We start from the raw sequence: 13,001 nt of genomic DNA, 5'->3' as shown, positions 1-13,001 counted from the left end.
CGACCCCGACCCCGACCCCCACCCCGACCCCGACCCCGGCCCCGGCCCCGGGCCCATCTCCACCAGCCCACGCCGACCGTTAGCACTGAGCCTCCCGCCGCCGACCAAGACGCGACCGCCGGCCGCGAACGCCGGGCCCACTCGAAAAGGCTCCCCGGCGGACCTGTGACGCAAGCGCCCACCCGCTCCGCCGTTGCCGGCGCCTTTCCCGCCGAGCAACACCCACCTCTCGCCGGGAAACTCAAGGTTCCCGGCCGCCGGTGACCCCGGGACCGGGCCCATCTCCACCAGCCCACGCCGACCGTTTAGCACTGAGCCACCCGCCGCCGACCAAAACGCGACCGCCCGCCGCGAACACCCAGCCCACTCGGACAGGTTCCGCAGTGAACCCGACCGAGTTGCCAACAGTCCGGGGCGGTGTCGCGGGCGGCCGGTTCGGCAGTTTGTGCGTGCGTGATTGCTGTCTTGGTGCGCGGGGTGTGGGTGTTGTGCGCTGGATGGGCGCCGTGTGTGCGCCTCGTGGGTGGAGGTCACGCGGGAGGTTCGTGAGGTAACCGTGGGTGTTGTATGCATGGAGGAAAGGGCTCTGCTGCTGATACCGTTAATCAGAGGGATAAGCGTGCGGCTTTTTCCATAAAGCGCCTTTCTCATCCTCGTGTTCTCGTCGGTCGGGCCGGTCATCTGCGACTTCGGGCCGGGCATCGATGGTTTCCTGGCCGTTTTTCGTGCTTGGGCTTTCCGGTTGTGTTCGGTTTGTGCTCGAATCATGTACGGCGCCTTCTGTTCGGTCCTTCGGTTCGACGTGCGGTTCGACGTGCGGTTCGGCTTGTGGTTCGAGACATGTGACAGCGGGAGGCGGCTCGATGAGCATTTCCGACGAGGAGCGACGCACGTTCACCGAGTTCGACGCACGCACGCTGTCGGCTGCGGGCGAGGTCGCCGATCCGCCGGCCGAGGCCCGGGCCTGGATTCGGCTCGTGGGCGCGATGGGACGGGTGTTGTACCCGTTCGAGTGCGCCGGCTCGGCCGGCTCGCAATCGTGTCCGCCGCGCGACCGGGGGGTGGTCGAGACCACGATCGAACTGCGTGTCCGGACCCGGGAGATCCGCATGGCGGTACTGGGGCACGGGGAAGCGGTGCGGCGCGCCTTTCGTGCGCTCGACGCGCCGGCGGACGGCGCGTGGCAGCGGCGGACGGAGGTGCTGATCGCGCTGTCGCTGGCCGCCGGTCAGGCTCGCTTCCTGGGCAATCGGCTGACGTTCCTGCCGAGTTCGGTGTCCCCGCGGCAGACCGCGCTCGCCCAGGCGCTCGGGACGGCGCTGGCGGACAGCGGGCGGGCGTTGGACACGGCGCAGGGGCTGTTGCGCGAGATGTCCGGGGCCGACGGAGAGGTGCGTGCCGTGATCTCCGGTACGGCCGCGTGCGCGGCGGTTACGAGGGCGGTTCGGCTCGCGGGATGCCTGGAGGAGGATGTCCGGGCGCAGGCGGTCGATGCGTCGGGGGTGGACCTGTCCCGGCTCGGCCCGGTCGATCCGGGCCTGCTCGCGAGTGTGATCTGGTCCCGAACGACCGTATGGCCGGTCTGTATCGCGCCGTTGCTGAGGGCCCGGTCGAATCGGGTCGCGGACGGGGTCTACCAGGTGCGGCGCGGGTACGACACGCGGGACGGGTGAGCGGTACGCCGGATCGGGGGCCGATCGGAAACACCCGCCGATCACGGGTGGCCCAGTCGGCTCTCATGAACTCTTCAGGAATGCCCGGCAGGGTCGGCGCCATGACCGACAGCGATGACGACCGGAACCACGATCGGAACCACGACCGGACCGGCGATCCCTTCGACCGCATCGACTTCCCGGGCCGACGACGGTTCCTGTTCCTCGGCGGCGTGGCGGGACTGGCCCTGGTCGGTTGTACGAACTCCTCGAACTCCTCGAACTCCTCCGGCTCCTCGAACTCCTCCGGCACCTCGAAGAACTCGGCGGCGGGCGCGGCGACTTCCTCGGGCGCCGGGCAATGTGTGCTGACCGCCGACGTCACGCAGGGGCCGTACTACCTCGACAACGCGTTCGTCCGGCAGGACATCACCGAGGGCAAGCCCGGTCTGCCGCTGCGGATTCGACTGACCGTGGCGAGTGTGAGCGGGGCGTGTGCGCCCGTTGCCGGCGCGGCGGTGGAGATCTGGCACTGCGATGCGTGGGGCTACTACTCGGGGTTCACCACCGCCGACCCCGGAGGCGGCGTCCCGGCCGAGGGCGCGGACGGCAGCAAGGCCAACGACACCACGTACCTGAGGGGCTATCAGGTGGCGGGCGCGGACGGCGTCGTGGAGTTCGTGACGATTTTTCCCGGTTGGTACGAGCCGCGCGCCGCGCACATCCATGTCAAGGTGCACACCGGCGGCATGAACACGGACGGCATCTACGAGGGCGGCACGGTCGACCACACCGGCCAGATCTTCTTCCCCGACGAGACCGTCGCCGCCGTCCACGCCCGGGCCCCGTACAACCGGCACACCGGCACGCCGAAGAAGCTCGCCGAGGACATGGTCTACGGCCAGGGCGGCGCCAAGGACGGCCTGACCACCCTCACCCCGCTCCGCGCCGGTTCCCCCGGGTCCGGCTACCTGGCCACCCTCACCCTGGGCATCGACCCCACGAAGTCCGCCGCGCAACCCGACGCCCCCGCCACGCAATCCGACGCTCCGGCCGCGCAACCCGACGCCCCCGCCACCCAACCCCCAAGCGCCCCGCCGCTCGCTCGGTCGTGAGCCGGTCGGATCTCCCGGGACCCGGTCGGGACCTGGTCGGAACTCGCTCTGGAACTCGGGCGGATCTCGCCCGAAACTCGCCCGAAACTCGCCCGGATCTCGCCCGAAACTCGCCCGAAACTCGCCTCGATCTCACCCGAAACTCGCCCGTGCCCCCATCACGTCCCCCAGTGACCAGGCCGCGTAAAGGCCGCGGGAAGGGTCGTGCGCAGGTCGCCCTTGGCGGCGTCGAGTTGCGACTGGACGAGGTAGAGGGCGTCGGTGAGGTCCGCACCGCGCAGGTCCGCGTCGCGGAAGTCGGCGCCGATCACGTCGGCGAATCGCAGGTCCGCGGTACGCAGGTCGGCGCCGATCAGGTACGCCCCGCGCAGGTTCGCGCCGCGCAGGTCGGCCCCCTTGAGCCGGGCGCCGATCAGGTCCGCGCCTCGGCGGTCCTTCTTCTTGCCCGGAACGCCCGCCCGGACCAGTTCGCTCGCCCGCAGCAGCAGCGGGTTGAGCTGGTGCCGCAGCGCCCCGACGTCGATCCGGAGCAGCTCGGCCGGCTCGCCGAGGGTGAGTCGCTCGGTGTCCCGGTAGGCGACGCGCAGTTGATCGTGGACCGGGCGGGCCGCGGCCAGGCACTGCGCCTCGTGCAGGTAGCGGAGCAGTTCGTGCAGGTCCCGCATGATCGGGAAGACCCGGAACATCTGCTTCGCGGTGTGTGGCGCCCGGCGCCAGTCCTGCCCCGCGTAGGTGACCTGGGCGACCTTTTGTCCCGCGCCGAAGCAGTCGTAGACCGTGCACCCCGAGAAGCCGATGTCCCGCAGCCGCGTGTGCACGCCGCAGCCGAAGTCGTCCGAGCGCAGGTTGGGGCAGGCGCGCCCGGCGGGCTTGTCGATGGCGAAGTCCGCCGAGACGGCGAAGGCGGGCGCGACGCAGCACAGCGCGAAGCAGTTCGCGCAGTCGGCGCGGAGACCGTCGGCTCGTTGTTCGACGAGGTCCGGGGCCCCGCCGGGTAGGGCGGGTTCGCGCTGGTCGGACACGGTGTGGGGACTCCTGCCGGGTCGGGGATGCCGCGGGCCGCGGCTGGGGACGACTGCCCATTGTTCCCGATCGGCTTTCGATCCATCGGCGGGCCGTCGGGTGGGATCAGTGGGTGCGACCGCCGGGTGGCATCAGTGGGCCGCGGCGTCGCGCAGGCCGGCGAGGAAGGCGCGGAGCGCGGGTTGCGGCGGGGCCGAGGTGCGGACCGCCGCGTAGACCCGGCGAGTCGGCTCGGGGTTGCGGATCCGGCGGACGACGGTGGTCGGCCGGGGGCCGTCCAGGGCCGATTCGGGGATCAGCGCGACGCCCAGACCGGCGGCGGCGAAGCCCTGGGCGGTCGCGTAGTCCTGGCTGTCCACCACGAATCGCGGCCCGAAGCCCGCCGCGGCGCAGGCTTCCAGGAGTACGTCCCGGCACGGGCCCTCGGACTCGCTCGCGACCCATGGTTCGTCGGCCAGGTCGACCAGGTCGAGTACTCGCTTGGCAGCCAGTCGATGGCCGCGCGGGAGTACGGCGCGATAGTGCACGTCGAGCAGGTGCTCCAGACGCAGGCCGTCGACGGGCGGCCGGTCGTCGGGCCGGACCACCAGCGCCACATCGGCCCGACCCTCGCGCACCGGCGTCAGCGGGTGGCGGGGGTCGGACAACTCCAACCGGACCTCGACACCGGGGAGTTCGCGGCGCAGCGCGGCCAGCGCGGGGGCCACCAGGACGGCGCCGGCGGTGGCGAAGTAGTGGATCGTCAGCCGCCCGCTGCGGCCGGTGCGCAGGTCGGCCAGCGCGGTCTCGGCCGCGGCCAGATGGTCGCCGATCAGCGCCGCGTACTCGGTGAGCAGGCGGCCGGCCTCGGTGGGTCGTACGCCTCGACCGACGCGTTCGAGCAGCGCGATCCCGGCTTCCTTCTCCAGGGCGGCGACCTGCTGACTCACGGCGGAGGGCGTATATCCCAGGCTCCGCGCGGCGGCGGTGACCGAGCCGCCGGTGACCACCGCCCGGAGTACCTGCATGCGTCGCACATCAAGCATGTCGGCAAGCTTAATGTGTAGGAGCACTTAAGTGTTTGTGCAGAATGTTTCGCTTGTCTTAAGGATCGGGGTGCGACAACGTGAAAGCCAATCCCGAATTCCTGCCCAGGCGACCCGTACCGGAGGCGAATCGTGCTCGGTGGATCACGTGCGACGGCGGTGCGGATGGCGGTACTGGCCCTGTTGTGGGGATCGGGCTTCCTGTGGATCAAGGTCGCCCTGAACGGCGGCCTGGCCCCGCTGCACATCACCGTCGTGCGCTGCGTCCTGGGCGCCGCCGCCCTGCTGGTCCTGGCCCGCGCCGCGGGTGAGCGGCTCCCGCGCGAGCGCCGGGTGTGGGGTCATCTGGTGGTGGCCGCGCTGTTCTGCAACGCGGTGCCGTTCTTTCTCTTCGCGGTCGGCGAGCAGACGGTGGATTCCGGAGTCGCGGGCGTGTTGAACGCCACGACGCCGCTGTGGTCCCTGGCCATCGGGATCGTGTCGGGCACCGAACGTGCGCTGTACCCGCTGCGGTTGCTCGGTCTGGGGCTGGGCTTCGGGGGGACGTTGCTGATCTTCGCGCCCTGGCAGCACGGCGGGTCGGCCGGTTGGGGTGCGGCGGCCCTGCTCGGCGCGGCGGTCGGCTACGCGGTCGCGTTCGCCTACATGGCCCGGTATCTGATCGGCCGCGGCGGTGCGCCGCTCGCGCTGTCCGCGGCCCAGTTGTTGTGCGCGACCGGGTTGACCGCACTCGCGTTGCCGCTCGGGCCCACCGATCCGGGTGCGCCGACCGTCACCGGGGTGCTGGCCGTCGTGGTCCTGGGCATCCTGGGCACCGGCGTCACCTTCCACCTGAACTCGCGGCTGATCGCCGACGAGGGGCCGACGGCTGCGGCCACGGTCGGCTATCTGTTGCCGGTGGTCTCGGTGACACTGGGCGCGCTTGTGCTGGACGAGGCGTTGAGCGTGCGGGTGGTGGCGGGCATGGTCGTGGTGCTGGTGGGTGTCGGGCTGACCCGGGCGCGGGGGCGGACCCCGGCGCCCGAGGTCGCGCCCGGCCCCGCGACCGCCGGCCCCGCCCGGGCGGAGGAGGGGCCGGTCGCGGGGGTGTCAGGTCGCCTTGGCCGGCGTCCAGGTGCCGGGGCGGACGACGACGGCCGTGGTGTGGATCGGGGGGCTGTGTCGGAAGCGGAGGGTGAAGGGGACGATCTGGCCCGGGGTGAGCTTCGGGGGCGCGCCGAGCATGATGTTGGCGCCGCTCGCGGTCATGCCCAGGAGGCCGTTGGCCGGGATCGGCAGGGACGCGGTCATCCACATCCGGCCGGCGTAGCCGGTGTACGTGTGGAAGCTGAATCCCGCGTCGGGGGTGATCGGTGTGCTGACCGAGACGAGTTCGTCGTTGGCGGCGCCGGAGTTGCGGATGGTGAAGTACGCGGAGGTCGCGTCGGCGTTGGTGGCCAGGTGCACGCGGCCGTCGCTGATCGAGAGCTCGGGGGCGCTGCCGGCTCGGCCGCCGGCAGTCCAGGCGGTGAGCAGGGTCAGCGCGAGGGCGGCCGCGACGAGGGGGCCTGCGACGGTCTTGAGCAGGGCGAGGGGTTTCACGTCGGGTCCTGATTCGCGTCGTCGGGGCGGCGGTCGGGGCGGGGCCCGGGGGCGGGGTCGGCTTCGGTGCGCCGTTCGGGGCGGAAGCGGGTCAGGCGCAGGCTGTTGGTCACCACCGCCAGCGAGCTGACCGACATCGCCGCGGCGGCCAGCATCGGATTGAGCAGGCCGGTCACCGCGACCGGGATCAGCAGCACGTTGTAGCCGAACGCCCAGCCGAGATTGGCCCGGATCGTGCCGGTCGTGCGCCGGGACAGCCGGATCGCGTCGGCGAGCGCGGTCAGGTCGTCGCCGACCAGGGTGACGTCCGCCGCGCCGATCGCCGCGGCCGTACCGCCGCCCATGCCGATGCCCAGGTCCGCCTCGCCCAGCGCGATGGTGTCGTTGATGCCGTCGCCGACCACCGCGATCGCCCGGCCGGGCTGGTCCCGGCGCAGGCCCCGGACCAGTTCGGCCTTGTCGTGCGGGTCCAACTCGCTGAGCACCTCGTCGATGCCCACCGCGTCGGCGATCGCGCGGGCCGGCCCCGGGCGGTCGCCGGTGGCCAGGATCACCGTGATGCCGAGCCGGTCCAGGGCCCGGATCGCGCCGGCCGCCTCCGGCCGCACCGAGTCGCCCAGGACCAACACCCCGGCGGGGGTGCCGTTCACCGTGGCGAGCACGGCGGTGTCCCCGGCCGCGTCCGCCTCGGCCAGCGCCGCCCGCAGATTCGCCGGCAACGCCGTCACGTCCTCGGCGCCCGGCCGCAACACCGCCACCCGCGACCCCTCGACCAGGCCGCGTACGCCGGTGCCCGGTTCGGCGGTGAAGTCGGCCACCGGCGGCAACGTACCGAAGCGCTCGGTCGCGGCCCGGGCCACGGCCCGACCGATCGGATGCCCGGACCCGGCCTCGACCGCGCCGACCAGGGACAACAGTTCGCCCGGAGCCACGCCCGGGGCCGGCTCGTGGCGCAGCAGGCTCATCCCGCCCGTGGTCAGCGTGCCGGTCTTGTCCACCACGATGGTGCCGACCCGGCGCAGCCGTTCCAGGCCGGCGGGTTCGCGGATCAGGACGCCCATCCGGGCCCCGCGGCCGGTCGCGGCCAGGATCGCGGTGGGCGTGGCCAGGCCCAGCGCGCACGGGCAGGCGACCACCAACACGGCCATCGTCGCCGCGGCGGCGGCCTGCGGAGCGCCGCCCGCGCCGAGCCAGAAGCCCAGTACGGTCACCGCCGTCGCCAGCACGGACGGCACGAACACGCCCGCGATGCGATCGGCCAGGCGCTGCGCGCCGGTCTTGCCGGCCTGGGCCTCCTCGACCGCGGCGGTGATCCGGGCGAGCCGGGTGTCCGCGCCGACGGCCGTGGCCCGGGCGGTGAATCGGCCGCCCTCGTTGACACTCCCGCCGGGCACCGGGTCCGTCGGGCCGACCTCCATCGGCCGGCTCTCCCCGGTCAGATGGGACACGTCCAACGCGGAGCGGCCCTCGACCACGACCCCGTCCGCCGGCACCCGGTCGCCCGGGCGGACCACGAACACCTGACCGACCGTCAAGGACGCGGTCGGCACGGTCACCTCGACCTCCTTCCCGGCCCGCCCCGGGTGCAGCACGGCGGCCTCGTCCGGGACCAACGTGGCCAACTCCCGTACCGCCGATCCGGTGCGCCGTCGGGCCCGTTCCTCCAACCGGCGGCCGAACAGGACGAACAGTGGTACGGCGACGGCCACTTCGAGATACGAGTGCGCCTCGGTGCCGGCCTCGGCACCGGGCGCGCCGGTCGCGGACGGGAGCAGGTCGAACGCCATCCGCATCCCGGGCTCGCCCGCGCCGCCCACGAACAGGGCGTACAGCGACCAGCCGAACGCGGCGAGCACACCCAGGCTGACCAGGGTGTCCATGGTCGCGGTCGCGTAGCGCAGCCCGTGCAGGGCCTGCCGGTGGAAGGGCCACGCGCCCCAGGTCGCCACCGGCGCGGCCAACATCAGGCACAACCACTGCCAGTTGGTGAACTGCCAGGCGGGCACCATGGAAAACACCAGGACCGGGATCGCGAGCGCGGCGGTCAGCAGCAGGTCGCGCCGGCCGTGGTCCACCTGCTCGACGCCGGCCGGTCCGGTCGCGGCGGGCGTCGCCGTGATCAGGGTCGCCGAGAAGCCGGCTTCGGTGACCGCCGCCAGCAGGTCCACCACGGGCAGCGACGCGGGATGCACCACCCGGGCCCGGCCGGTGGCCAGATTGACCGTCGCGCTGACCCCGTCCAACCGGGCGAGCCGACGTTCGACCCGATTCACGCAGGCGCCGCAGGTCATCCCGGAGACGGTGACGTCGGTGGTGAGCAGGGCTGCGGAGGTGGTCACAGGGCACCTCCGGCGAGCGCGGGTGTGGTGGGTGTGCCGAGGCCGGGTGTGCCGAGAGCGGGTGTGCCGAGGCCCATCCGGCTGTGTCCGCCGCCACCTTCCTCGCCCATCGGTACCGGGGCTTGAGGCGGTCCGGGCCGGTGCAGATCGGGCGCCACCGGTCCGGCCTGGCGCCCGACCGCGAACGCGACGACGAACAGCAGCACGAGCAGGCCGAGGAAGGCGAGCACGGTACGGGATGCAAGGGTCGACCGGGTCGACCCGGCGGCGGTGCGCGCGGCGGCGGTGCGCAACGACAGGGGCCAGGGGCGGTTCCGGGCGTCGGGTCCGCCGGCGAACACGGGCATGAATCGGGCTCCAGGGGTCGAACGGGGGACGACGACTGCACGGGACGGGGCTGTGGTGGGGCGGGGCTGTTGTGGCCGGAGGCGTGGGCGGGTGCCCTGGTCGCGAGCACGAGCACGAGCACGAGCACGAGCATCGGCACGGCCACGAGCATCGGCACGGCCACGAGCACGAGGAAGGGCGCGGAGACGGGCACGAGCATCCCGGTAGTCGGTCGGCGATGATCTCCGGTTCCCCGGGCGGTCGTGATTCCTGCGCGAGGCGGGAAGTCGACCGATATTGCCATGCATTGTTCATGTTTCTGATGAGATGCCGGCAATCGAGTTCGGAACGCCCCTCTTTCGCAGGTGCGTTCGGGTGTGGTTCGGGAAGGCTTCGGGAGGAGTTCGGTAACCGGCCGGGCACCCGAGGGTTCGGGTGGGTCCGGCGGATGGGAACATGACGTCACCATGCCTGCCCGGTCCGTGCTTCGAGCCGTTCGCGCCGCGATGTTCGCGGTGATCTGCGTGCTGCTCGCGTTGTTCGGGCACACGCTCATGTCCGACGCGCCGGTCCACTGGGCCGCACCCGTCGGCGCCGGCGTCGGGATCGGCGTCCTCGCCTGGGCCGTGGCCGATCGTGAGCGCGGCCTCGGCGTGATCACCGGTGCGGTACTGGCCGCCCAGGCCGGTCTGCACACCTTGTTCACGCTGGCCCGCCAACCGGTTCCCGAACCGACCGGCGCGGCCCGCTTTCGCGATCAGTGGCTTCAGGTCCTGCTGTGCACCGACGACCGACCCGGCGATGCGCCGACCCGGTCGGTCACCGAACTCCTGATCCGGATGCGCCTGGACCCGAACCTGGCCGGCGGCTCACCGGAGGCGGCCGGCTTCGGTCGACCGCCGTCCGGCGGGCATCATGTGGCCGGCGCGGGTGGGATGAACCACGACGGCGCGGTGATGGCGGTCATGGGCCAGGGCCCCGGCGGCATGTTCGCCGCGCACGTGCTCGCCGCGCTCGGCTGCGGCCTGTGGCTGCGGCACGGCGAGAAGGCCGTCTTCCGACTGCTGCGCCTGCTCGCCACGATGGCGGGCACGGTGGTACTCGCCCTGGTCGGCGCCTGGTCGGCGCCGGTCGCCACCCGACTGCCGGGGATGCCCCGTGCCCGCGATCGCGGCGAACGGGCCATCGCGAAATGGGTCTGCCGCCCGCTGCCGGGCCGCGGGCCGCCCGCCGCGCTGTTCGCCTGAGCCGTCCACCCGACCCGCGTGTGCCTTCCGGCCGTGCTTTCCGCTGCCGCGCCACGTGTACGCGCGTCGCGCCCGTGAGCGTGTGCCCGTGCCCGTGCCCGTGCCCCGGCCCACGTTCGCGCTGAACTCGCGCGACCGAGCACACCGCAGGCCGTAACGCCGACCCGGTACGCATCCGCGTCGCCGTCGGTGGACCCGGGCGTACCCGCCACCCGAGGAGCGCCCAGCGCACCGACTCGCCCGTCGCCGTGTCCGAATCCGACACCGGTGCCGAGCGGAACGGGCGCGCGCCGAGGCGCCGTCGGGTGATTCGCGCACCGCCGTCGAGACCGCGCCCCGCGCTCGGCTCCGGCGGGCGTCCCGCCCACCAGCTCGGCATCGATCCGCCCCGGGCCGATCGATCGCCGCCCGCATGACGAGGACGTAAAACGTGACTTCCTGGCACCTTCTCGACCACCCGGCGCGCCGGGCCGACCATCCGCCGGCGGGGTCGGCGGACCGGCCCGCGAGAGCCGACGCACCGACGTACCCCGTCCAGGGTGTGGGGGTATCCGGTGCATGACCTCGACCTGACCGCCCGGGCCCTGGCGGGCGCGGCCGGCGACCCGGACGCCGTGGACGACTTCGTCCGGGGCACGCATCGCGACGTGTGGCGCTTCGTCGCGTATCTGACCGACGTACAGAGCGCGGACGACCTCACCCAGGAGACGTATCTGCGGGCCTGGACGGCCCTGCCGCGGTTCACCGGGGCGTCCTCGGTCCGCACCTGGCTGCTGTCCATCGCCCGACGTACCGTCGTCGACCGCTATCGCGCGGCGGCGGCCCGACCGCGCACCGCCTCGGTCGAGGACTGGGTCGAGGTCGCCGAGCGCCGCCAGGACATCTCCCGTCCCGGCTTCGAGGAGGGGCTGGCCCTGGACGACCTGTTCGGGGCGCTGCAGCCGGCGCGCCGCGAGGCGTTCGTGCTGACCCAGGTCCTGGACTTCGGCTATGCCGAGGCCGCGACCATTGCGGGCTGCCCGATCGGCACGGTCCGCTCCCGCGTGGCCAGGGCCCGAAGCGACCTGATCACCCTCCTCCGCGACGCCGAGTCCGCCGCCCACCAACCGACCTGAGATCGCCCGTACCCACGTCCACACTCGTACCCGTACCCGTACTCGCGTCCGGCTCGGGCGAGGTCCACAACCCTCGCCCGAGTCGAGGCGGTGTTCGGCCCGAGCCCCGACGACGAAACGACGCCGCGGTGCCGCGGTGCCGCGGTGCTGTGGTGCTGTGGTGCGAGCATGTCCGGCGTCGGCCGCAACGGGATCGTGCACAGTGCGAATCGACGCGTTTCGACGCGTTTTGGCACAGGTCCGCGCCTACCTGCGTCGGGTCGTCCCGCCGGGCCCGAGAGGAGCGATCCGCTTGGATGGCTCGGGTGCCGGAGGTTGCAGGTGGGCGAGCGTGACGTGGCTGCCACATGTCACGAGTGCTCTCGCGCGTCCGGCCATGGAAGGTGCGGCGGCCCGTGCGTCGAGCGAGCGGGGGCTGCCGACCGACTGCCATCGAATGTTCGTGTGGGACTCGGGTCGGGAGTTGTCCGTCCGGGATCTGCCGCGGGGCCGAGCCGCTTTCCTCGGTGGAGTCGAGGATGGCGTCAACACGTACCGGGTGCTGCTCGACAGCGGCGAAGTATGGATGCTTCACGACTACGAGCGCGACGCGGGCCGGCGGTACCGGCTCGTCGACTCCTCGGTGTCGGGACTTCGGCGCGTCCCGAGGATCCGGGAGGGCTTCGTCCACTCGGGAAAGCGCGAAGCCGACGACGACCACGACGACTACGTCGAAGACGTGATCGAGCAGGCCCGGCAGGGCGATCCGGCCATGTCCGAGGACGAGGACTCGTGGCGGTCGCGCGTCTTCGAGGAAGTCGAGCTTGGCGTGCTCGGTCCCGAGGAGGCGTAGGCGACGACTTCGCGGTCATGGACGCGGCCGGGACCGCTCACCGGACCTGCTCCGGTTCGGGCCCGGCCGAGAGCCGCGCGACGGTGACCGGGACCCGCCGTGATTCGGGTCCGAGCCTGGTGGCCGTGGTTTGCGCGGCGGTGGACGGTTACGCCTTGCGGTCGGCGAGGGAGTAGGAGGCGGTGGCGACGGTGGCGGCCACGGTGAGTACCGAGGGCCAGGCGCCGATCTTCTTCGCGAGCGGGTGCGAGGCGCCGAAGGCGATCGTGTACAGGCCGGTCAGCGCGGCGGCGGTGGGTGTCCCGGCCTGCTCGTGCCAACCCTTGGCGGCGAACACACCGGCTGCGGCGAGTACCGCGCCGCCCAGCGGGCGCTTCTTCGTGTAGCGGGCGACGGCGTAGCCGCCGACCAGACCGCCGGCGGCGACGGCGGCGGTGGGGATACGGGCCATGGGAAACGCTCCTCGAATCGACGTGCGAACCTCGTGCGATCGACCCACCACGGGGGCGACCCGGCGCGCGGCCCGACCGGCACCCCACGAACCTAACGCCCCCGAATCCGCCGGCATCCACGCCCCCCACCGACACGCCCCCCACCGACACCGAGCGCTCGCCGAGATCGGCGCGTGCGGGCATCCGACGTGATGCGATCGCCATCCGCGCCATCCGCGCCATCCGCGCCATCCGCGCCATCCGCGCCATCCGCGCCATCCGCGCCATCCGCGCCATCCGCGCCATCCGCGCCA

General features: G+C 72.7%; 11 protein-coding genes and 1 pseudogene. 6 read left to right on the top strand and 6 right to left on the bottom strand.

Annotated elements, in window-relative coordinates; genetic code table 11:
- Nucleotides 1-863: 863 nt before the first annotated feature.
- A complete protein-coding gene (locus ACFXMF_RS42675) occupies nt 864-1,673 on the top strand; it encodes a hypothetical protein (protein ID WP_379991609.1) in 810 nt (269 codons plus the stop codon).
- Nucleotides 1,674-1,774: 101 nt separating this feature from the next.
- Complete coding sequence (locus ACFXMF_RS42670; RefSeq protein ID WP_379991608.1) at nt 1,775-2,767, top strand: intradiol ring-cleavage dioxygenase; 993 nt, start codon at nt 1,775-1,777, stop codon at nt 2,765-2,767.
- 158 nt (nt 2,768-2,925) lie between these two features.
- On the opposite strand, the gene ACFXMF_RS42665 is transcribed toward ACFXMF_RS42670, so the two are convergent.
- Nucleotides 2,926-3,789 carry a pentapeptide repeat-containing protein gene (locus ACFXMF_RS42665; RefSeq protein WP_379991607.1) on the bottom strand — a complete coding sequence of 288 codons (864 nt, stop codon included), beginning with the start codon at nt 3,787-3,789 and terminating at the stop codon, nt 2,926-2,928.
- Nucleotides 3,790-3,921: 132 nt separating this feature from the next.
- Nucleotides 3,922-4,815: a LysR family transcriptional regulator gene (locus tag ACFXMF_RS42660; protein WP_379991606.1), complete on the bottom strand. Its 894-nt coding sequence runs from the start codon at nt 4,813-4,815 to the stop codon at nt 3,922-3,924.
- Between the two features lie 165 nt (nt 4,816-4,980).
- Between ACFXMF_RS42660 and ACFXMF_RS42655 the strand changes: the two are divergent.
- Nucleotides 4,981-5,751, top strand: a pseudogene (locus tag ACFXMF_RS42655) (DMT family transporter); the annotation flags it as partial.
- Between the two features lie 153 nt (nt 5,752-5,904).
- Here the strand turns inward: ACFXMF_RS42655 and ACFXMF_RS42650 are convergent.
- From ACFXMF_RS42650 to ACFXMF_RS42640, 3 genes are all read right to left on the bottom strand, one after another.
- A complete protein-coding gene (locus tag ACFXMF_RS42650; RefSeq protein ID WP_379991611.1) occupies nt 5,905-6,261 on the bottom strand; it encodes a copper chaperone PCu(A)C in 357 nt (118 codons plus the stop codon).
- Nucleotides 6,262-6,392: 131 nt separating this feature from the next.
- Nucleotides 6,393-8,687, bottom strand: a complete 2,295-nt coding sequence (locus tag ACFXMF_RS42645) for a heavy metal translocating P-type ATPase (RefSeq protein ID WP_379991610.1) — start codon at nt 8,685-8,687, stop codon at nt 6,393-6,395.
- 44 nt (nt 8,688-8,731) lie between these two features.
- On the bottom strand, nt 8,732-9,082 hold the full coding sequence (locus ACFXMF_RS42640) for a hypothetical protein (RefSeq protein ID WP_379991605.1): 351 nt from the start codon (nt 9,080-9,082) through the stop codon (nt 8,732-8,734).
- A 447-nt stretch (nt 9,083-9,529) separates the two neighbouring features.
- Between ACFXMF_RS42640 and ACFXMF_RS42635 the strand changes: the two genes are divergently transcribed.
- The 3 genes from ACFXMF_RS42635 (at nt 9,530) to ACFXMF_RS42625 (ending at nt 12,256) form a co-directional block, all read left to right on the top strand.
- A complete protein-coding gene (locus ACFXMF_RS42635; protein ID WP_379991604.1) occupies nt 9,530-10,309 on the top strand; it encodes a hypothetical protein in 780 nt (259 codons plus the stop codon).
- Between the two features lie 554 nt (nt 10,310-10,863).
- Nucleotides 10,864-11,424, top strand: a complete 561-nt coding sequence (locus ACFXMF_RS42630; RefSeq protein ID WP_360324481.1) for a sigma-70 family RNA polymerase sigma factor — start codon at nt 10,864-10,866, stop codon at nt 11,422-11,424.
- A 538-nt stretch (nt 11,425-11,962) separates the two neighbouring features.
- A complete protein-coding gene (locus ACFXMF_RS42625; protein WP_379991603.1) occupies nt 11,963-12,256 on the top strand; it encodes a hypothetical protein in 294 nt (97 codons plus the stop codon).
- A gap of 148 nt (nt 12,257-12,404) precedes the next feature.
- Here the strand turns inward: ACFXMF_RS42625 and ACFXMF_RS42620 are convergent, their stop codons facing one another.
- Entirely contained in the window at nt 12,405-12,707 is a 303-nt protein-coding gene (locus ACFXMF_RS42620; protein WP_360324485.1) for a hypothetical protein, read from the bottom strand.
- Nucleotides 12,708-13,001: the final 294 nt, after the last annotated feature.

This window comes from Embleya sp. NPDC059213, from assembly GCF_042754445.1.
GTDB lineage: Bacteria > Actinomycetota > Actinomycetes > Streptomycetales > Streptomycetaceae > Embleya.
The sequence above is the reverse complement of the archived record's forward strand: the minus strand, read 5'-3'. Positions and strand labels throughout refer to the sequence as shown.